A 20,176-nucleotide genomic window follows, 5' to 3' on the forward strand; every position below is an offset into this window, starting at 1 on the left:
TTTGCTATGGTGATTATTATAAAATGACAAGCTGACACTTAATTTCTAGACAACTTTTAATCATAAATTAGTGCAACCAATTCTAAACTGGTATCGTCTCTAAGTTGATGACCCAGAAATCAATTTTAAAAACTATCATTTCAATATTCTTATTAACGTTCGGCAAATCCTCGGCGAAAGCCCAAAACCACTTTTATGCAGAAATAAAATATCCGTTTTTAGAATTGATAATAGATTATGCTAATCAGGATAATAATAAACCTGAATATTTGAAAAAGCATGAGCCTAAGGACTCGGCTGGTTTTATTTTGTCTGGTGGCTATGCCGCAAAAATGTATAGAGATTTTTATATAGAAACCGGGGTTAATTACCATGTTTTAAACCAAACCATTGATAAAGAACGTAACACGGGCAATACCTTAACTATAAGAAATTATGTATTTGGCACCCAAATAAGACCAGCCTTTAAGAAGGTTATCAGTATGGATAAAGATGTTTTTTTAAATGTTGGGTTAGGGATAGATTATCAAAGAATGTACAGTAATGGCGATTATCACCGCTATTTTGTAGATGCTAATGGGTTTAATAGCAGCGATTTGCAAAACAACAAATCTAAAAGCAATTACTTTTTAAACTTGCGGCCCTATCTAGGAATCGATTTTAAAAAGGTTGAAAAAGTTGGTTTTAGGGTTGGTTTTACTTTTGAACATCAAAATTATGATAGAACAAATAAAGCCCTTAAATTTTCTAATGATGGCAATTTGGTTATTCCTAAAAAGGAATCGGACAATCTGTTGTTATCCGTAGGAATGATCTTTTAATTAAAAACCAGAAATTTCTTTTTCTACCAAATCTATAGATAATCCTATTTCTTTGGCCACCTTTTTATAAAGTGCTTTTAAGGTTTTATTGTCGATTTCTTTTAACCATTCTACTTCCCTTGCCATAAGTGCTAAAGTTTCTAAACCTGTGCCAGATGCGGTGCCAAATAGTTTATGGCCCAATGCTTTGATGGATTTTAGATCGGGATGCGGATTTGAGATGAGTTTTTTGAAATTATCGTTAGCACTTTGCAATTCTTTAACAGTAAGGTTTAAAACAATTTTTATGGTTTCTAAATCGTTACCCATAAATTCTCGTATTTTATCCTTGTTAAACGTTAAGGGTATTTCTTGTTGGCTATTTTCTTGGTCAGCATCAACATTATCGTTCTTTATCAACCATTTAGAAAAAATATCGCTCAGATCTTTTTCTACAAAGGGTTTGGCAACAAAATCATCCATACCAACGGCTATGCACTTTTCTCTTTCGCCCACTACGTTGCCCGCGGTTAAAGCTATTATAGGGATATGCGTATTGTTCTCTAATAACCGTATGTTTTGGGTGGCCTCATAGCCGTTCATATCTGGCATTTGAAGATCCATTAAAATTAGGTCTAAATTAAGAGATTTGAATTGGTCAATAGCTTCTAAACCATTGTTTGCTTCTATCACTATGGCGTTTGGCAATATTCTTTCTATCACGGTTTTTGCCAGCAGTTTGTTTACCTTATTATCTTCTGCAACCAAGATGTTAAATCGTTTTGCGTTTAGGCCGTTGGTGCTTTTGGCCTCTTCTGTCTCCGCTTCATTTGGTTTATTGATTTTTGCCAGTTTGTTAAACAAATCTTGCATTTTGATGGGCTTAACCATCCTTAGCCTAACGCCGTACTTTTCGCAGGTGGTTATAATTTTTTCATCATCTGAAGAACTATGCAATAGCATGATAGGTTGCCCGTCTTCATTTTTATCAAAATTGGCCCTTATCTTTTGTATCGTTTCTAAACCATCCATATAGGGCATGTGATAATCCATCAAAATGGCATCATAGTTTTTGCCCTCGCTTAACAATTGTAAAGCCTCTAAACCGTTTTTTGCTTCTGTAACTTCAATGTTTTTTAGCAACAACATCTGCCTTAGAATAAGCCGGTTGTTTTGGTTATCATCCACAACTAAAACATGCTTGATGTGCGAAAGGTCGCTTAGCGTTAAAGCATCGCCTTTTTCTACCTTAAGTTTAATCTTAAAATAAAAGGTGCTGCCTTGCCCAACTTGGCTTTTTAGTTGTAATTGGCTGCCCATTAGGCTCAAAAGTTTGTTAGAGATGGTTAGCCCTAAACCGGTACCGCCATATTTTTTGGTGGTAGATGCGTCTTCTTGAGAAAAAGCTTCAAAAATTTTGTTTTGCTTTTCAAACTGTATGCCGATGCCGGTATCCCTAACCTCGAAATGGAAATCTATTTCGTCTTGGTCTAGGTCGCTCTCGGCATAGATCTTTAATTCTATTTCGCCAGAATCTGTAAACTTAACTGCATTTCCCAATAAATTAACCAGGATCTGTTTTAGACGGATATTATCGATAAAAACAAATCGTGGTAAGTTTGGATCTATGTTTAATAGAACCTCTAAGCCTTTATTTTGTGCCTGATAGGTAATGATATCGGAAGATTGGCTGCTCAATTCAAAAAGATCAGACTTCTCTATGTCTAGTTCGAGCTTGCCCGCCTCAATCTTAGAGAAATCCAAAATATCGTTAATAATGCCCAGCAAAGAATTTGCAGATTGGTTTACTATGTTTAGGTATTGTTGCTGGGTTTGGTTTAAGGTTGTTTTTAGCACAAGGTCTGTAAAGCCTATCACTCCGTTTAAAGGTGTTCGGATCTCATGACTCATGCTTGCCAAAAAGTCTGATTTTGCACTATTGGCCTCATCGGCCAATAGTTTGGCTTTTTTTAGATCGTTACGGTAAAGGTAATTTTCGTTAACGTCTTGGAAGGTGCCGTAAACACGAACACATTTTCCTTTATGAAATTCTGGTGTCCCGATGGTGCGTACCCAGGTGTGGTTTCCTTTTGCCGTTTTTATCTGTAATTCTAGATCATAAGAGATTCCTTTTTCTGCGGCATTGGTAAAAGCATCTGTGATTATTTTTTTATAATCGTCTGTAAAGAAAGAGATGGCGGTTTGCAGATCTGGTACAAAATAATCATCTACCTCATGGATTATTTTAGTTACATGAGACCAATAGATGGTGTTCTCGTTTAGGTTAACTTCCCAAGCTCCAATTTTTGCCACTTCGTTGGTTTGCTCTAACATTTCTTTGGTGCGTTTTAAGTCTGCTTCTAGCTTATAACGCTCTGTAATGTCAACCGCGTTTCCAATGATATATTTTTCCCCATCGGCATCTGTTTCTAAAACATTATTAAATAGCCATGTTAATATATGCCCATCCTTATGTTTGGTGTACATTAAGCCCTGAATTTTACCTAGTTTAATAATGTTTTCTAGATAAGATGTTAGGTGTTGGTGCCTGTCTTCTGGTACAATATCAAATAAGGTTTTTCCTATTAAATCTTTTTTACTGTAACCTAGGCTTTTTGTACCTGCAGAATTTACCGTTAAGATCTTACCTTGTAAATTGTGTGTGCACATAAAACCAGTAGAGTTTTCAAAAAACGCCCTAAACCTAGATTCTGATTTTTGTATCAATAATTCTTTTTCTCTTTCTGTGGTAATATCTCTGGCTATGGCGAAAAACAATTTGCTTGATGGTTCTGGCGTGGCTGCCCATTGCAATATTTTATAATTGCCATTTTTGCATTTGAATTTATTGCTAAACGTAACCGTTTTTTTGTCTTTTATTAAACTCTTTAGTTTTTGCTTGCTTTCTGATACTTCATCTGGGAGAACGAAATCGAAAAAAGAATGGTTTATGATGTTGCTTTCTGAATAACCTAAAAGCGTTTCAAATGCAGGATTGATGTTTTGGAACATACTATCTGTATCAAAAACACAAATTAGATCTTTAGAGATATTAAAAAGCGTATTAAAATTTTCTGTTTCTTGTATTTTTCTTTGTTGTGCAATTAAATCTACTACTGCATCGCCCAAAACCCTTAAGGCTGCCTTTTGCTTTTCATTTAACTTGCGGGGTTTTTTATCGATTACACAAAGTGTCCCCAAAGCGTAGCCGTTATTATCGGTTAAAGGGTAACCAGCATAAAATTGGATGTTTGGGCTTGAGGTTACCAACGGATTATTCCTAAATCTGTCATCAATAGTGGCGTTCTCAACCTCCATTATCTTGTTCCCTAAGATGGTATGGCTGCAAAATGCAATATTTCTAGGGGTTTCATCAACATCTAAACCTACCTTAGATTTAAACCATTGCCTGTCCTCATCAATTAAAGAAATGAGCGAAATAGGGGTATCACAAATGATGGAGGCTAACTGTGTAAACCTATCAAAAGTAGCTTTTGGAAGCGTATCTAATATTTGGTAGCTTTTTAGTGCGGCTATCCTTTTTTCCTCATTAATTGAGGTTGGGTTCTCTGGCATCTCCATTTCTGGTATTTTCTGTTTATTTAAAGACGCTAATAAAAAATAAAGCTGATAAATAGATACGGCAACAAAAGCGCAATCTTAACTTTAAATTACTTCCGAGAACGATTTTTTAGACAAAAAATTATTGATCAGTTGAGCTACAAATTTTACCTCAGATTTTATTTTTGTGTAATAAATATTGATCAAAACAGGGTCAAAATCTGGTTCTCCCTCAAATTTTCTGGCAATATTACTCAACTCCATTAAGCCAACCGATGATGATGTACCTATTAATTTATGTGCCGTAGCTTTTATCCCATGAAGGTTATTTGCCATTATGAAATCTTCAAACTTTCTTAAAGAAACCTCTAACTCTATCAAAACCATAGATAAAATCTCTTTTGCAGTATCTAAATCCTGACCAAGATATTGATACATGCGCTCTATATTGAAATGCTTCTTAATATTAGTGTTATCGCTTCGATCCGAAATCATATCGTAACTGATTTGTTTAATAACCATTAATACGTAATTTAAACTAGTTTGTTACCTAGTATTAAATTTTGATTAAATTTTGTTTATGCTATTTAAAAAAACCTTAATTTTATTCAAGAAAATAAAACCTAATTAAAAATCTGTCGTACAAACGCTTGTTGCAATTGTGCTGATTGCAACAAAGAAAGATTTTTATTCGCATTGTAAAATTGGGTTTATCAATCTTTTCTAAGTTTTATTGTGTAAAATGCCCGGTCTCGGAACGTGAGAACGGGCATTTTTATTTTTATAGCCAACAATTAACAACTGGTATATTTTAAACGGCATTTTGGCTTTTTAAAGTTTATTTTAAAATTTATTTATTTTCTTTTGTTAGTTATCTGTTTTATTGATTAAAGAAATAAAAATGAAAACCGCCAATAGTAAAAGTTTTGGCTTGCAGCTGGTGCTGATAAATATTGTGTTCTGGGTTTTATTAACCCTGCCCGCTTTCTTATTTAGGTACAATGGGCCTTCTAATAACTTCTCAGAATATTATATATATAGGTCTATGATAAACAATACGTTGTTGGCCGTTATTTTTTATGCCAATGCCTATTATTTTTATCCGTCTATATTAAAAAGAAAGCGGTTGATCTTGTATTTATTGGTAATAGCGGTAAGCTTAATGATCGTTTGGTTTTTATCGCAATATGTAGATCAACAATTATTCCCCGTAAAACGAAAATGGGGCAAGCCATTTTTTCCAAACTTTATTTCCTACGTATTTATTATAGGCACCAGCTGCAGTTACCGGATCATTATAGATAGCATAAAATCCCAAACTTTAAATAAGGATAGGGAAAACGAAAATCTGAAAACAGAATTATCTTTTTTAAGATCGCAGGTAAGCCCTCATTTTATGTTTAATGTGCTTAATAACTTAGTGGCCTTGGCCAGAAAGAAGAGCGATAAAATTGAATCGTCGCTAATTCAATTGTCAAATTTATTAAGATACATGCTTTACGAGGGTGATGATGGAAAAATCAGCATAAAACAAGAATTAAAATACCTGCAAGGTTATATTGATTTACAAAGACTTAGGTTTGAAGATGATGTGAAGATCATATTTAGAACAAAAGGAAACCCTGAGGATTTTTATTTAGAACCCATGCTTTTGATCCCCTTTGTAGAAAACGCATTTAAACACGGAATGGGGGGCGATATTATAAACCCAACCATAAAAATAGAGCTTATATTAGAAAATGATGGTTTAAATTTTACTGTCGAAAATGAAATTGGTGCTACCGGAGACAGTAAAGACAATAGTTCTGGAATAGGATTAAATAATGCAAAAAGGCGGTTAAACCTACTTTATAAAAATAATTATTCTTTGGATATTAAAAATGACGGTTTTAAGTACAGCGTTAACCTAAAATTGAGATCAAATGATTAACTGTTTGGTAATAGATGATGAAAGGCTAGCCCGTGAGTTAATGGAAGACAATATTAACCGGGTTGGTTTTTTAAACTTAGCCGGGCTTTGTAAAAACGCCATGGAAGCCTTAGCGCTTATCAAAACACAAAAAATCGATTTGATTTTTTTGGATATACAAATGCCGGGTATTAGTGGGCTACAGATGCTAAAAACATTAAACAAACCACCAATGGTAATATTGGTTACCGCTTATGAAAAATATGCCCTACAAGGATTTGATTTAGACGTTTTAGATTATCTATTAAAACCGGTACCCTTTGATCGGTTTTTAAAGGCGGCAAACAAAGCGCATGATTTTTTTAACCTAAGTTTGAAGAATGAAAACCCTGGCTCCCACAAAAGCGATTATCTCTTTGTTAATGCAGATTATGCCAACATCAAAATAAAAACCGATGAGATAGAATATATAGAAGGTTTAAAAGACTACGTAAAGATATACCTTTTGGGAAACGAGAAACCTATTATCACCAGGTTGAGCCTACGTTATTTAGAAGAAAAGCTGAACGCTCAGGATTTTTTAAGAATCCATAAATCATTTATAGTTTCGCTAAACCACATGATAGCTTTTAAAAGAAACCATGTGGTTTTGCCCAACAAAGAAATCTCAGTCTCAGATTTTTATCGCGAGGCCCTGTTGCAACACATCAGCAATAAAAACATCTGATCAAATCTATTTTTTAACGCCATTCATCTATATTTTTTATGGGTAGGTATAAAACACTTCAAAATAATTAGCCATAAAGCTATTATTGCTTTGTTAAATTATAACAAAAATGAAAAAAGCTTTTTTTTATCTCACTCTAGCCTCCTTAACTTTTTCAACCCTCGGCTTAAAAGCACAAGACATTGTTAAAATTCCTTTGGCGCCATCAACCATTAAGATAGATGGTAAATTATTAGAGTTTGGAGACACTTTGGCCAATTACGATAAATCTACCAAGATTAACTACGCTTTTGCCCATGATGATAAAAACTTGTATGTATTTGTAAAGATCAATGGGCAAACAGAGCAAAATAAAATGATGGCGGGCGGTTTAAGCGTAGCCATTAACGATAAGGGCAAGAAAAAAGCGGTTTCATCAATCACTTTCCCAGTGGTAGATAGAACGGCCATGATGGCGGCTATGAAAAGCCGAGGCACTAGAAACAGAGAAAGCACTGTTCAAAAAACGCCAGAAGAAAGAGCTAAGGAGAAACAGGCGATGAGAGAAGAAATGCTTTTAGGGTTAAAGGAAATTAAAATAAAGGACCTTAAGGATATAAGTGTAGAAAGTATTTCTATCTATAATACCTACGGCATTAAAACAGGAATTAGCTATAACGCCAACAATGCGTTAATTTATGAAATGGCTGTCCCGTTAAAATTAGTTGGCCTAGATGCAAAAAGCACCGATGAATTTGCCATAAACATGAAGCTAAACGGAATGCAGATGCCAGATAATGGAGCAGGAGACAATGGATACGGAGGAAGGGAAAGATTGGGAGACGGCGGTTTTGGCGGCGGTAGGGAAATTGGCGGTGGCGGGAGAAGTTATGGCGGCGGCGGAGCTGGTAGGCAAAGGGAAGGCCTTGATTATAGCTCACTATTTACCCCAACAGATTTTTGGGTAAAAGCAAGGTTAAACTAATTGAGGCCCGGCTAGTCGATAGCTAATATGAAAGGGTAATTTTGAGATTGCCATTCACATAAATAAACATTAACAAACAAAAATGATGAAAAAAATACATCTTCTTTTACTTTGCGTTTTCGCCTTTCAGGGGTTAAAAGCTCAAACTAAATTTGAGGTTAGTGGGATAGTTAAAGACTCTACGGATAATCCGATCGTTGGTGCGGCAATAAATTTAACATCTATGGTCGATACAACAAATGCCACCACCAATTTAGATGGTATTTTTGTTTTCAACAATATAAAAGCCTCTGAGTTTGTAATCACGATAACCGCTTTAGGCTATCAACCAATAAAAAGAAGATATATTAATGATCCAAAGGCAACCCGTATTGTTTTAGATCCTATCATTTTAAAAAGCGATAGTAGGGTATTAAATGAAGTGGTTGTAAATGGCACACCAGATGTTACCGTAAAAGAAGATACTTTAGAATATAGGGCGGGCGCCTATAAATTAAAGGAAAACGCTTTAGCAGAAGACCTACTAAAGAAATTGCCGGGGATCGAGGTTGATAGAGACGGGAATGTAACCGCACAGGGCAAAACAATAACCAAGGTAAGGATCAACGGGAAAGATTTTTTTGGCGGCGATGTTAAAACCGCAACCCAGCAATTACCTGCCGATATTATAGAAAAGGTGCAGGTAATTGATGATTACGGCGATCAGGCCAATATCACGGGCGTTAAAGATGGTGATCCGGATAAGATCCTAAATTTTACCATCCGTAAAGATAAGAACAAAGGCTATTTAGCCAGGGGTATAGCCGGCGGGGGCGATAAAGACCGTTACCAAGGCTCTTTGTTCGCAGCATCTTTTAACAATGATCAACAACTGGCTTTATTGGGCAATTTTAATAATACCAACGCAAATGTGTTTAGCCTAACGCAAGGAGCTTCAAGCGGCGGTGGCGGCAGAAGAAGGGGCGGTGGTAGTTTCGGCGGTGGCGGTGGTAGTGATGGTTTAACCAACGTTAACTCTATCGGCTTTAACTATCGCGATCAATGGGGCCCAAAAGTAACCGCTTATGGTAGTTATAGTTTTTCAAACAAAGATAATAATACAACCAGTACCAATTTAAACTCGCTTTTGGGAGGCGGTGTGGTTTTAAATAACAACACGTTTGATAATTCAAATACAAAAAACAACAATCACAGGGTTAACCTAAACATAGAGTATAAAATAGATTCGTTAAATTACCTTAAGGTAACACCCAACGTCTCTTTTGGCAGTAGTAATTCTATATATAATTCTAATTTCACAAACCAAAGCCCCCGTACAGATACTTATGGAAATTCTGTAAATAATTCTGATAACGCTAACCCTAATTACGGTTTAGATTTTTTGTACAACCATAGGTTTGGTACAAAAGCAAGAAACCTATCGCTAGATGGCTCATTAAATGCTACAAGCTCCAGTCAAGATCAAAGTTATCTTTACATAGTCAATAACACACAAACTCAACAGTTAGAAAGGTACCAAAACCAGATCATAAACGGAGATAACAAAAACGATAATGTTAAACTGCGCCTTTCTTATACAGAGCCGATCACAAAAACCAAAAACTTAGAATTTAATTATACCTACGGTTTTGCAAGGGCAAATAACAACAGATTGGTCCAAAATAGCGATGTTAGCGGTCAAGATCCTGTTTTCGATTCAGATTTAAGCAACCAATATATTTTCGATTACATTACCAACAGGTTTGGCGCAAACTACAGGGTAAACCAGAAAAAGTACAATTATACATTAGGTTTTGCGGTACAGCCAGCAACCTTAACAGGCACAAACAATACAAACAGGTCGGTTACCAACATCTTCCCAAACGCAAGGTTTAGCTATAAGTTTTCTAAAACCAGAGAGTTAAGCTTTAATTATAACGGGCGATCAAGCCAGCCTAGTTATAACCAACTACAACCGATCACAGATAAATCTAACGCACAATATTACACAACCGGTAACAACCAACTGTTGCCAGAGTTTACCAATAGTGCCAGTATAAGATACAACAATTTTGATTTCGCCAGTGGAAACGTATTATTTACCAACATCTCGTACAATTTTACAAAAGACAAGATCGTAACAAACGTTATAAATTATCCTTTCCCGTCAGACTCAACAGTATTGCAAAACACCACCTATCAAAACGCAGATGGCTATTACACAATTAACGGTTTTTACGCATTCTCCAAACCGTTTGAAGATAAAAAATACGTCATAAGGTTAAGAGGCTCTGCCTTTTATAACAACAACATCTCTTTTGTTGATAACAATAAAAACATAGGGAAAAACCTTATCCTTAGCCAACGTTTAGACTTTCAGATCAACCCTAACGATTGGTTAGAGCTTAGCCCATCAGGCACCTACACCTACAACAGAAACAACAACTCCCTCAATACAAGGGCAAACTCAGAAGTAAACTCGTTCACAACCAGTTTCGATTCAAAGATCTATTTCTTAAAAAGCTGGGTTTGGGGCACCTCGTTAGATAAAACCTTCAACAGCGGTTATAACAGTATCAGCACAAACCCGTTCATTATCAACACCTATTTAGAAAAAGACTTTTTTAAAGATAAAAAGGGAAGCCTAAAACTGCAAGCCTTCGATCTGCTTAATCAAAGTACCAGCCTATCCTACACCGCAACCAGCACATCCACCATATTATCGCAAAGCAATAAACTATCTAGGTATTTTATGCTAAGTTTCACTTTCAACATCTCAAAATTTGCCGGCAATACCACAACCATACCAGATATGGGCGGCGAGAGAAGGCATTACAGAAGAGACAACAATGAAGAACGGTAACAAAAAGATCAATACAGATACACCAGAAGAAAATAATCTGGGCGCTTTAACAGGCTATCCGTTCATACTGCACAGGCCTTAGCCACAAGGCAGGTATCCACTTCTATCCTTAGCGCAAAAGAACATGTTTTACATCAGTTAGGCATGTTCTCTCAATTAAACACCGCCTTTTTTGATCAATCAATAATCATATATTGGTATCATTCGCTTTTCACACCTAAACCCAGTTGATAACCCCGGTTAAATAATTAAAAACCTCTAAAATAGATCAAGCATCGTTTTTTTGTGAATTTTGTAAAACGGTCAACGATTTTCCCAAAAATATTCCTTCGCTTTCAAAGGAGCGCCTTTGGTACAAAGCGGCATTCGGCTGGCTTTTTTGGTTCATCCTTAGCCTTGCCACTCTTAGCTCAAGTCCCTCATAGCCCTGTCTCTCCGAACCTTGTCATTCTTAGCCTTTTCACTCTGAACCTTTTCACACTGAGTATTATCACTCTGAGCGGAGTCGAAGAGGGAGTCGAAGAGGGAGGCGAAGAGTTTGCCGAAGAGAGACCTTAAAGAAGATTTTTGCAAAGATATAGCGGATAGCGTAGCCTGTCGCTATTTTTTTTCGGGAATAAAATGCCCAAATTAAATCAAACAATTATTCTTAGATTATAGTAACTTACCACCAACCAATTATAAATACATGAAAATAACCTTTCACGGGGCCGCACAAACGGTTACGGGCAGCAAGCATTTGATAGAAACCGATAATGGGAAAAAAATACTGTTAGATTGTGGCTTGTTTCAAGGGCAAGGATCTAATACAGATGCCATGAACAAAGATTTCGGTTTCGACCCAAAAACGATAGACTACCTAGTGCTTTCCCACGCCCATATTGATCATTCTGGGTTGATACCACGTTTGGTGGCGCAGGGTTTTAAAGGAGATATTATTTGTACGCCCGCCACAAGGGCGCTATGTAAAATACTGCTTTTAGATTCGGCAAAAATACAAGAAAACGATATTAGATATATCAATAAAAAGAGGGCAAAACTAGGGAAACCGCTATTTGAGCCGCTTTATAAAACCGAGGATGCTTTAACCGCTTTAACTTATTTCAAAAAAGTGAAATATGGCGTGGTATATCAGTTATTTGATGGCATAACGGTTTCTTTTGAAGATGCGGGGCATATTATTGGAAGTGCATCGGTGCATTTGAACATTAAAGAAGATGGTAAAGAAGCGGTTAAGATCTCTTTTAGTGGCGATGTTGGCCGTTATAAAGATTTGATCTTAAAAGCCCCAAAAGCTTTTCGCCAGGCAGATTATATTCTAATAGAATCTACTTATGGCGATAGTTTACATGAAGATGCAAACCCCGCCGAAGAAAAACTTTTACAGATCATTGAAGAAACATGTGTTAAGAGAAAGGGGAAATTGATCATCCCGGCTTTTAGCGTTGGCCGTACGCAAGAGATTTTATACTCTTTAAATAATTTGGAATTAAAGGGCAAGTTACCCGATGTTAAATATTTTGTGGATAGCCCCTTATCAGAAAAAGCAACGATGGTGGTAAAATCTTATCCTTATAATTTTAACGATAAAGTACAGGAAGTTTTAAAAGTTGATGATGATCCGTTCGATTTTAAAGGTTTACACTTTGTGGAAGATACCGAAGCTTCTAAAGCTTTAAACAATGATCATTCGCCAATGGTAATTATTTCTTCTAGCGGTATGGCCGAAGCCGGTAGGGTTAAGCATCATATCAAAAACAATATAGAGAACCCAAACTGCACCATTTTGATGGTGGGTTATGCAGAACCTTCATCCCTTGCCGGGAGATTAAAAAACGGCGTTAATCCGGTTGGTATTTTTGGTGATGATTACCAGGTTTTAGCAAAAGTAGAATCTTTACAATCTATGAGTGCGCATGGCGATCAGCATGATCTGCTGCATTTTTTGGCTTGTCAGGATAAAAGCAAGATCAAGAAAATATTTTTGGTACACGGCGATCCAAAAGTGCAGTTCAATTTTAAAGATAAATTAAAAGAGAAAGGTTTCGGTAAAATAGAAGTGCCATACAGGCACCAAAGTTTCGAGATTTAGAAGTTTTTTTAGCGTCATGTTGATCCGCCAACTGGCTGATAAACATGACACTTATAGGTATCGGACAGTATAATCAGACCTATTTATGAGACCTTTCGTTCCTCAAGATGACGCAACTTTTTATTAAGTAATGACATTGGGGAAAGCTATCCCTCAGAACTATCTACACATCATTTAAAACAAATTTGTTACCTTATCAATCGTTTAAAATTAACAAATTGTAGTTCTTAAAAATAAATAAGCTTTATGAAATATTTCAAAATCTTTATTTTACTAATTATATCACAAACTGCTTTTGCACAAACTGCAATAATTAAACAAGACATCAATATCAAAAATATGGTAAATGATGTTTCTGCAAAAAATATAGAAAACACGGTAAGAAAACTGGTAAGCTTTGGTACACGCCATACTTTAAGCGATACCATTAGTAAAACCACGGGGATTGGGGCCGCCAGAAATTGGATAAAAAGCGAGTTTGAAAAATATAGCAAAGAAAGCGGTGGAAGGTTAAAAGTGAGCTTTGATACATTTGTGCAACCTGCCGATGGCAGAAGAATGCCCTATCCCTTAGAGATGAAAAACGTTTTGGCAACCCTACCCGGTAACAACCCTACCGATAATCGGGTTTTTATTGTTTCTGGTCATTACGATTCTAGGGCAACTGCTGCAAATGATTCTACCTCTACCGCTCCTGGCGCAGTTGATGATGCCTCCGGAACGGCAACCGTGATGGAATTGGCAAGGGTAATGAGCAAACAAAAGTATAATGCAACTATTATTTTTATGGCTGCCGTTGGCGAAGAGCAAGGTTTGTTTGGTTCTACACACTTGGCTAAAAGGGCAAAAGAAGAAGACTGGAACGTTGCCGCAATGATTACCAATGATATTGTGGGCAATACTTACGGAGAACAAACCGATCTGAAGGATAACCGATCGGTAAGGGTTTTTAGCGAAGGCGTTCCTGCAACGGAAACTAAACAAGATGCGGCGATAAGAAATGCGGTTGGCGGAGAAAACGATAGCCCGGCAAGGGAATTTGCCCGTTATGTAAAAGAAGTGGCCGAGCGTTACGTTGATCAATTGGATGTAAGGTTGATTTATAGAAAAGACCGTTATTTGAGAGGTGGCGATCATATTCCTTTTTCGGAAGAAGGTTACCCAGCGGTAAGGTTTACAGAAATGAACGAAAACTTTAACAGACAGCATCAAGACGTAAGAAAAGAAAATGGCGTAGATTACGGCGATCTACCAGATTTTGCAGATTACAATTACATCCAAAAAGTTTGTAGGATGAATTTAGCCGTTTTGGCAAATATCGCAAAAGCACCAGCCAAACCGCTAAATGTTGGTATTGTAACTTCTGATCTTACTAACAATACCACTTTAAAATGGGAAGCGCCAAAAAGCACAAAACCGGCCGGTTACTATGTTTTAATGCGTGAAACCATTTCTCCGTATTGGGAAAAGAAAATCTACGTAACAGAAAACCAAATTACGCTCCCTTATTCTAAAGATAATTACTTTTTTGCGGTACAATCTGTAGATGCAGAAGGGCATGAAAGTTCTATGGTTTTCCCAAAGCCTGTGAGATAAATTTTTGCCATCACTTAAACATTTAGGCCAAAAATGAGGTATTATTTTCATATCGGATATGTTGGCGCAAATTATAGCGGTTGGCAAAAAAACGGAAAATACCATAGCGTACAGAAAGTTTTAGAAGATGGTATATCCCAAATCCTTAAAGTAGAAGCTAATATAATTGGTTGCGGCAGAACGGATGCAAAAGTGAACGCAAGCCAATATTTTTTTCATTTAGATGTTGGTGCAAGCTTAGAAGAGCGTTTTCTTTTTAAGATAAACAAACTTTTACCAACAGATATTTCTGTTTTCGATATTATTGAAATGGAAGGCCAGCCACACGCCAGGTTTGATGCCACCCAAAGAAAATACGATTACTTTATTCATACCTACAAGGATCCATTTTTAGCCTCTTTTAGCGCTTTATATTTAAACTTATCTTTAGATTTTGAAAAGCTTAAATCGGCTACGGCCTTATTGTTAAAATATAAAGATTACCGCCCTTTTTGTACCAGTCCGGATAAAAACGAGCATACCATTTGCCATATTTCTTCTGCAAAGTGGTTGATTTGTAATGAAGGGAAAAGATTAAGATTCCAGCTTTCTTCAAATAGATTCTTAAGCAAAATGATAAGGATTATTGTAGGGCAGTTGTTAAAAGTTGGAGAAGGAAAACTAGCTTTAGAAGAATTTGAAGGCTATTTGAAGAATTTAGAAACGCCAAAAATATTATCTCCCGCACATCCGCAAGGTTTATATCTTTCTAAAATTACGTATCCTTATTTAGATATACCTCCAAAAACAGATTTCTTTAATTTGGATGGTAAAACAGAGAAATGGGAAGAAATTTAAGTGTAGTATTCCCCAAAAAAATTATCGTTTACGCTTTTAGTTTAAGCCTTTTACCTTACTCCTTTTACCATATACCTAAGCCAAAAACTAAATCATATCGCCGTCTGTATTAGACTCTATATAAGGTATTTCCCTCTTACCCGATGGTTTTGTTCTGTAATCTGTCAATATCCAAACTACAAAAACCGCAATGGCAAAACCTATGTAAAAGTTTCTAGAAACGTTGCCCTCTAAACTGCCTAAATAAAAAGCCAGGCCTACCAAGGCCAAAGAGACTACCAACTCAATATATCCATGAATTTTTAATGGGATAAACCTTACCAAACCATATTCATAATTGGTGCAAATGGTTAGGGCCAAATGGATACCCGCTAAAATATAAGTGAATAAAGCGGTTGTGCCGGCCAATGAAAATAAGGTAGGAGAGGCCAATAAAAATATCACTACCAAATAATCTATAATGCCATGGATTCTAGAATTTATCATTTTGTTTAATTTTAATTCGATTTATTTTATAGCTAAATTTAAGCAATTAATTTACTAATTATCAACAGACTTAATTTATCCTAAAACTTTTGCAATGACCTCTTTATCCAGTAGCTTAACCAAAAGCCTTTCTTCTTTGGTTAATGCGTTTTTTAACGAATCTCTTACGGTGTATTTATGGATGTGCCCGTTTTGGTAAGAGCTGATTACGGATGGGTGGATATAATATTTTTTACAAACAGAGCGGGTGTTTCCTAATTTTTTGGCAACCTCGTCAATTACTTTTACAATGTTCTTTTTAGAATCGCTTTCCTTTTCGCAAACACCTAATTCTTTAAAGGCACAAACAGCATGTACGCTGCCTGCCCAAGTTCTAAAATCTTTTGCGGTATAATCTTGGCCGGTAATTTCTTTTAAATAATGGTTTACATCTCCAGAATCTATAGAATGGTGTTTGCCCTCGTGATCATAAAATTGAAAAAGTTCTTTACCGGGTATATCCCTGCATTTTTTAACCAAGCTGGCCAGCTTTTTACTTTTCAGCTCAACATCGTGATAAACGCCTTTTTTACCTTTAAAAGCAAACTTTACCTCGTTGCCTTTAAATTTCACATGCCTATCTTTTAATGTGCTTAGGCCAAAAGAGCCGTATAATTTACTGTAAGATTGGTTCCCAATCCTGATATGGGTTAACTCTATTAACCTTACCACTAAAGCTAAAACTTTTTCAAAAGGCAAGCCCTTTCTTTTTAGATCTTTATCAACTTGTTTTCTAATGGTTGGCAAGCATTTAGAAAAATTACGCATCCTGTAAAATTTTGCTTGGTTGCGGATGCTGTTCCAATCTGCATGGTAGCGGTATTGCTTACGCCCTTTAACATCGTAACCAGTAAATTGTAAATGATTGTTTGAGTAAGGTGCAATCCAAACGTTTTGGTAAGCGGGTGGGATAACCAAGTTTTTAAACCGCTCTAATAGGGTTGTATCGGTTATTTTCTTCCCTTCAAAATCTTCGTAATAAAAACCTTTCCCGGCTTTCTTTCTGTAAAAACCGTTGGTTCGGTCTTCAATGTATCTTAAACCAGCTGCCTTGGCGGTTACTTTGGTGTTACTTCCTATTTTTTGGAGCTTGGCTTCTAATCTGGTCATTTTTTAGTGATAATTTGCTTGCGTATAAGCAAGAACAAATAAATCTAAAATCAGACCAAGTATTTAACCGAGGGATAATATTTGTGTTAGCGGAAATAGTTCGACCTGGCCACCTTCCAAAAAACAACTTATATCGACTTGACAAACCAAAACAAGTTGTATCTTTGTATGGAAACAAATTGGTTTAATGAAAAAATTTGAAGTTCTATTTTTGACGGAAGCAAGAGAATTTTTATTGCTTATAGATGCAAAAAGTCGTGATAAAATAATCTTCAATATCGACAAAGCTAAAATTAAGACCGACAACGAACTTTTCAAAAAACTGAAAGGCGAAATTGGGAATTTATAACTCTATTTAACAAAACACATTATCGAATATTCGCTTTTTGGGACAAAGAGGATAAACAAGAAACTCTTGTCCTTACAACTCATGGAATTATCAAAAAAACCGATAAAACGCCAGAAAAGGAAATTGAAAAGGCGGAACAGATTAGGTTAAAATACTTTGAAATAAAAGAAAGGAATAAAAATGGCAACAAAAAATAATGAATTGGAAATATTCAGTTTCGATCAAATAAAGGACGAATTTATTGGAGAAATCGAAACTGAAAGAAGAGTTCAATATGAACAAGAATTGCAACTCGAAGTTATGGGAGAAATGATTCGTAAAGTACGACTTGAAAGAAAATTGACACAAGAAGAATTGGGTAAATTAATTGGCGTTCAAAGAGCTCAAATTTCAAAATTAGAGAACAATACAACTAATGTTACAATGGAGAAAATATTAAAAGTATTTGGGGCATTGAAAGCAAAAGTGAATTTTAATGTAGAAATAATGAACAACAAAACACAAATCGTCTAAAACACTAATCCGCTAACAGCAAATTTGCACAAAAATAGCTGACGGTGATTTACGTTGATTCATCTTTATTTACTTAACTTATTACGGTACTACAATGGTTCTGCAAGCAATGTCATTTCTGCACAAATTTTAAAACCTTGTATTACCAAAAACACAAATAGTTGAGTTAATCTTATTTTTTCAATAAGAAATCCATTACAGATAGCTCGCCAACTTTAACCGCTTTATAGGCAATATTATTGCTTACGGATGTTGTTGTAAAATCTCCGTCTGTTTTTATGTTCTTAGTTTTTAAGGTTAAAGATAAACCTATAAACAACATTACAGGGATGATCATCATTAAAAATGGAGATGTTGGATTTGATAGCTTTTTCATTGTCTGTTTGTTTTGATGATCAAATATTCAACTAATTTTAAGACCGATAAAATGTATTAGACCAATTAGCGGTATCACTAGACAAACGGCATTTTAAACCGATGAACCCAAGATCTGTGGTTTTTTAATTTTGGTAGATAAAAATGGGGTGTTGGTCTAATAACACAACAATAAAGATTTCTTTTGTTACTTTTATTTAATGAGCAGGCTGCAAAAGTTTATGATCCATTTAATGGTGTGGTTGTTCTTGATCACGCTGTTTACTTTTGTTGCCACGGCAGGTTTCGAGAGCAGCAAGGGTGTTTATATCCTTTTTGTTGGGCTCTCTTTGCTAAATGTGGCTATTTTCTACCTCAACCTATATTTTTTGATCCCGCTTACGCTTGATAAAAGGAAGTTCTTCTTATGGTTATTGGGCTGTTGTGCTATTTTGATCTCTTTTTTAGCGGTTAAATATGGTTTCACATTTTATATGTATAAAATTAGCGGTTTAAAAATGGCAGCTAAAGAAAAAGACATATTGTTTTCTGAGCCAGAAAGGCTTCTTTTAAGCACTTTTATAACCAACGGTTTTTTTGTTTTTTTAAGTACCGTATATAAATTTACAATTGATTGGTTTTTTAACGAAAGGGAAAAAACCGAGCTGGAAAAGCAAAGCCTTACCGCCGAACTGGCATTCTTAAAATCTCAAATCAATCCGCATTTTTTATTCAACTCTTTAAATAACATCTATTCTTTGGCTTATCAAAAATCTGAGGCAACGCCAAATGCGATTTTAAAACTATCTGAGATTATGCGCTATATGTTGTACGAGAGCAATGATAACAGGGTGGCTTTAGAAAAAGAGATTACCTATTTAAAAAGTTTTATAGAGCTACAAAAGTTACGTTTTAAAGGAAACGCATACGTAATATTAGAAGTGGAAGGGAACATCCAAAACCTAAACATTGTTCCCCTGATCCTGATTTCTTTTGTAGAAAATGCCTTTAAACATGGTTTGGCAACAGATAAGGATAATCCGATACATATTAATATTTCCGTTTTTGAAGATAGCATGCTCTTTACCATCAAAAACAAAAAGGGTAAACAAAATAAAGACCAAACAGGTGGTATCGGGATGATAAACGTAGTGAGGCGTTTAGATTTAACTTATCCCGATAAATACAAACTTAATGTAGAGAACCGCGAACACGAATATTTTTCTGAATTATACCTAAATTTATAGCATGATCAATTGTTTGGTGGTAGATGATGAGCCTTTAGCCTGCGATATTATAGAAGACTATATTTCTAAGATCCCTTTTCTTAATCTTTATAAAAGTTTGCAAAGCCCTATAGAAGCTTTGTCTCTGGTGCAGGAAGATAAAATTGATCTTGTTTTTTTGGATGTTCAGATGCCAGAATTAACGGGCATACAATTCTTGAAGATAGCGAACGGTAAATGTAAAACTATTTTGACAACCGCCTACCCGCAATATGCTTTAGAGGGTTATGAACATAATGTGGTTGATTATTTATTGAAGCCTATTGCTTTCGATAGGTTTTATAAAGCGGCCCAAAAAGCCCAAGATTTAATCAACAACAACCCATCACAAAATTTGGTAACCATAACAGAAACAACAGCTGCCCCCCAAACTTTTTCCCACGATTTTATTTTTGTGAAAACAGAATATAAGATCCAAAAAATATATTTAGATGATATTCTTTTTATTGAGGGATTAAAGGATTATATCTCTATCTACACAAAAACAGAACGGATCATCACGCTGCAAAGCATGAAAAAGATAGATGAGGCTTTGCCAAACCACCTTTTTGTTAGGGTACATAAATCTTACATCGTTGCTTTAGACAAGATTGAAAGTATTGAAAGGAGCCGCATCATCATTGGCGATAAGATTATCCCGATAGGTGATACGCACCGTGATTATTTTTATAAGATGATCGAGGATAAGAATATTTAGCTTCAATTTTTTAA

The 20,176-nt window shown here is 35.7% G+C and carries 18 protein-coding genes; 13 read left to right on the plus strand and 5 right to left on the minus strand.

The genetic code is table 11. The features are described from left to right. Positions 1–107: 107 nt before the first annotated feature. On the plus strand, positions 108–821 hold the full coding sequence (locus tag I5M32_RS03275; RefSeq protein WP_200584752.1) for a hypothetical protein: 714 nt from the start codon (positions 108–110) through the stop codon (positions 819–821). Here I5M32_RS03275 and I5M32_RS03280 read toward each other — a convergent pair whose 3' ends face one another. Beyond that, positions 822–4,376, minus strand: coding sequence for a PAS domain S-box protein (locus tag I5M32_RS03280; RefSeq protein ID WP_200584753.1), 3,555 nt, complete (start codon positions 4,374–4,376; stop codon positions 822–824). 90 nt (positions 4,377–4,466) lie between these two features. Further along, the gene (locus tag I5M32_RS03285; protein WP_200584754.1) at positions 4,467–4,883 is read right to left on the minus strand and encodes an Hpt domain-containing protein; all 417 of its coding nucleotides are present in this window, start codon (positions 4,881–4,883) and stop codon (positions 4,467–4,469) included. A gap of 379 nt (positions 4,884–5,262) precedes the next feature. Here I5M32_RS03285 and I5M32_RS03290 point away from each other — a divergent pair, with 379 nt between their 5' ends. The 7 genes from I5M32_RS03290 (at position 5,263) to truA (ending at position 15,328) form a co-directional block, all read left to right on the plus strand. After that, positions 5,263–6,291 carry a sensor histidine kinase gene (locus I5M32_RS03290; RefSeq protein ID WP_200584755.1) on the plus strand — a complete coding sequence of 343 codons (1,029 nt, stop codon included), beginning with the start codon at positions 5,263–5,265 and terminating at the stop codon, positions 6,289–6,291. Beyond that, positions 6,284–6,997, plus strand: a complete 714-nt coding sequence (locus I5M32_RS03295; RefSeq protein ID WP_200584756.1) for a LytR/AlgR family response regulator transcription factor — start codon at positions 6,284–6,286, stop codon at positions 6,995–6,997. Before I5M32_RS03290 ends, I5M32_RS03295 begins: the two co-directional genes overlap by 8 nt. Before the next feature lie 109 nt (positions 6,998–7,106). Continuing rightward, complete coding sequence (locus I5M32_RS03300) at positions 7,107–7,961, plus strand: hypothetical protein (RefSeq protein WP_200584757.1); 855 nt, start codon at positions 7,107–7,109, stop codon at positions 7,959–7,961. An 82-nt stretch (positions 7,962–8,043) separates the two neighbouring features. After that, entirely contained in the window at positions 8,044–10,803 is a 2,760-nt protein-coding gene (locus I5M32_RS03305) for an outer membrane beta-barrel protein (RefSeq protein WP_234461845.1), read from the plus strand. A gap of 688 nt (positions 10,804–11,491) precedes the next feature. Next, positions 11,492–12,895, plus strand: a complete 1,404-nt coding sequence (locus I5M32_RS03310) for an MBL fold metallo-hydrolase (protein WP_200584758.1) — start codon at positions 11,492–11,494, stop codon at positions 12,893–12,895. 246 nt (positions 12,896–13,141) lie between these two features. Next, positions 13,142–14,491: a M20/M25/M40 family metallo-hydrolase gene (locus tag I5M32_RS03315; protein WP_200584759.1), complete on the plus strand. Its 1,350-nt coding sequence runs from the start codon at positions 13,142–13,144 to the stop codon at positions 14,489–14,491. 33 nt (positions 14,492–14,524) lie between these two features. Next, positions 14,525–15,328 carry a tRNA pseudouridine(38-40) synthase TruA gene (truA, locus tag I5M32_RS03320; protein ID WP_200584760.1) on the plus strand — a complete coding sequence of 268 codons (804 nt, stop codon included), beginning with the start codon at positions 14,525–14,527 and terminating at the stop codon, positions 15,326–15,328. Between the two features lie 87 nt (positions 15,329–15,415). On the opposite strand, the gene I5M32_RS03325 is transcribed toward truA, so the two are convergent. Together I5M32_RS03325 and I5M32_RS03330 are read right to left on the minus strand one after the other, a co-directional pair. Beyond that, positions 15,416–15,814 carry a hypothetical protein gene (locus I5M32_RS03325; RefSeq protein WP_200584761.1) on the minus strand — a complete coding sequence of 133 codons (399 nt, stop codon included), beginning with the start codon at positions 15,812–15,814 and terminating at the stop codon, positions 15,416–15,418. Positions 15,815–15,889: 75 nt separating this feature from the next. Continuing rightward, positions 15,890–16,963: a DNA topoisomerase IB gene (locus I5M32_RS03330; RefSeq protein WP_200584762.1), complete on the minus strand. Its 1,074-nt coding sequence runs from the start codon at positions 16,961–16,963 to the stop codon at positions 15,890–15,892. 187 nt (positions 16,964–17,150) lie between these two features. Here I5M32_RS03330 and I5M32_RS16650 point away from each other — a divergent pair, with 187 nt between their 5' ends. Genes I5M32_RS16650 through I5M32_RS03340 form a run of 3 tightly spaced genes read left to right on the plus strand, consistent with a single transcriptional unit; the run spans position 17,151 to position 17,825 of the window. Beyond that, a complete protein-coding gene (locus tag I5M32_RS16650; protein WP_234461846.1) occupies positions 17,151–17,312 on the plus strand; it encodes a hypothetical protein in 162 nt (53 codons plus the stop codon). A gap of 26 nt (positions 17,313–17,338) precedes the next feature. After that, positions 17,339–17,509 carry a type II toxin-antitoxin system RelE/ParE family toxin gene (locus tag I5M32_RS16655; RefSeq protein WP_394370310.1) on the plus strand — a complete coding sequence of 57 codons (171 nt, stop codon included), beginning with the start codon at positions 17,339–17,341 and terminating at the stop codon, positions 17,507–17,509. After that, on the plus strand, positions 17,493–17,825 hold the full coding sequence (locus I5M32_RS03340) for a helix-turn-helix domain-containing protein (protein WP_234461847.1): 333 nt from the start codon (positions 17,493–17,495) through the stop codon (positions 17,823–17,825). Before I5M32_RS16655 ends, I5M32_RS03340 begins: the two co-directional genes overlap by 17 nt. 172 nt (positions 17,826–17,997) lie before the next feature. Here I5M32_RS03340 and I5M32_RS03345 read toward each other — a convergent pair whose 3' ends face one another. Beyond that, entirely contained in the window at positions 17,998–18,201 is a 204-nt protein-coding gene (locus I5M32_RS03345) for a hypothetical protein (RefSeq protein ID WP_200584763.1), read from the minus strand. Positions 18,202–18,400: 199 nt separating this feature from the next. On the opposite strand from I5M32_RS03345, the gene I5M32_RS03350 reads away from it, so the two are divergent. Together I5M32_RS03350 and I5M32_RS03355 are read left to right on the plus strand one after the other, a co-directional pair. After that, complete coding sequence (locus I5M32_RS03350) at positions 18,401–19,426, plus strand: sensor histidine kinase (protein WP_200584764.1); 1,026 nt, start codon at positions 18,401–18,403, stop codon at positions 19,424–19,426. Between the two features lies 1 nt (position 19,427). Continuing rightward, a complete protein-coding gene (locus I5M32_RS03355) occupies positions 19,428–20,162 on the plus strand; it encodes a LytR/AlgR family response regulator transcription factor (protein WP_200584765.1) in 735 nt (244 codons plus the stop codon). Positions 20,163–20,176: the final 14 nt, after the last annotated feature.

It is taken from the genome of Pedobacter segetis, assembly GCF_016623585.1.
Classification (GTDB): Bacteria; Bacteroidota; Bacteroidia; order Sphingobacteriales; family Sphingobacteriaceae; genus Pseudopedobacter; species Pseudopedobacter segetis.

What these genes read in the sequence shown, in the direction of transcription:
- I5M32_RS03325 (WP_200584761.1), bottom strand. Translation starts at nt 15,814, where the DNA reads ATGATAAATTCTAGAATCCATGGCATTATAGATTATTTGGTAGTGATA.
- I5M32_RS03300 (WP_200584757.1), top strand. Translation starts at nt 7,107, where the DNA reads ATGAAAAAAGCTTTTTTTTATCTCACTCTAGCCTCCTTAACTTTTTCA.
- I5M32_RS03305 (WP_234461845.1), top strand. Translation starts at nt 8,044, where the DNA reads ATGATGAAAAAAATACATCTTCTTTTACTTTGCGTTTTCGCCTTTCAG.
- I5M32_RS03290 (WP_200584755.1), top strand. Translation starts at nt 5,263, where the DNA reads ATGAAAACCGCCAATAGTAAAAGTTTTGGCTTGCAGCTGGTGCTGATA.
- I5M32_RS03315 (WP_200584759.1), top strand. Translation starts at nt 13,142, where the DNA reads ATGAAATATTTCAAAATCTTTATTTTACTAATTATATCACAAACTGCT.
- I5M32_RS03350 (WP_200584764.1), top strand. Translation starts at nt 18,401, where the DNA reads ATGAGCAGGCTGCAAAAGTTTATGATCCATTTAATGGTGTGGTTGTTC.
- I5M32_RS16650 (WP_234461846.1), top strand. Translation starts at nt 17,151, where the DNA reads ATGAAAAAATTTGAAGTTCTATTTTTGACGGAAGCAAGAGAATTTTTA.
- I5M32_RS03345 (WP_200584763.1), bottom strand. Translation starts at nt 18,201, where the DNA reads ATGAAAAAGCTATCAAATCCAACATCTCCATTTTTAATGATGATCATC.
- I5M32_RS03295 (WP_200584756.1), top strand. Translation starts at nt 6,284, where the DNA reads ATGATTAACTGTTTGGTAATAGATGATGAAAGGCTAGCCCGTGAGTTA.
- truA (WP_200584760.1), top strand. Translation starts at nt 14,525, where the DNA reads ATGAGGTATTATTTTCATATCGGATATGTTGGCGCAAATTATAGCGGT.
- I5M32_RS03310 (WP_200584758.1), top strand. Translation starts at nt 11,492, where the DNA reads ATGAAAATAACCTTTCACGGGGCCGCACAAACGGTTACGGGCAGCAAG.
- I5M32_RS03355 (WP_200584765.1), top strand. Translation starts at nt 19,428, where the DNA reads ATGATCAATTGTTTGGTGGTAGATGATGAGCCTTTAGCCTGCGATATT.
- I5M32_RS03280 (WP_200584753.1), bottom strand. Translation starts at nt 4,376, where the DNA reads ATGCCAGAGAACCCAACCTCAATTAATGAGGAAAAAAGGATAGCCGCA.
- I5M32_RS03285 (WP_200584754.1), bottom strand. Translation starts at nt 4,883, where the DNA reads ATGGTTATTAAACAAATCAGTTACGATATGATTTCGGATCGAAGCGAT.
- I5M32_RS03340 (WP_234461847.1), top strand. Translation starts at nt 17,493, where the DNA reads ATGGCAACAAAAAATAATGAATTGGAAATATTCAGTTTCGATCAAATA.
- I5M32_RS03275 (WP_200584752.1), top strand. Translation starts at nt 108, where the DNA reads ATGACCCAGAAATCAATTTTAAAAACTATCATTTCAATATTCTTATTA.
- I5M32_RS03330 (WP_200584762.1), bottom strand. Translation starts at nt 16,963, where the DNA reads ATGACCAGATTAGAAGCCAAGCTCCAAAAAATAGGAAGTAACACCAAA.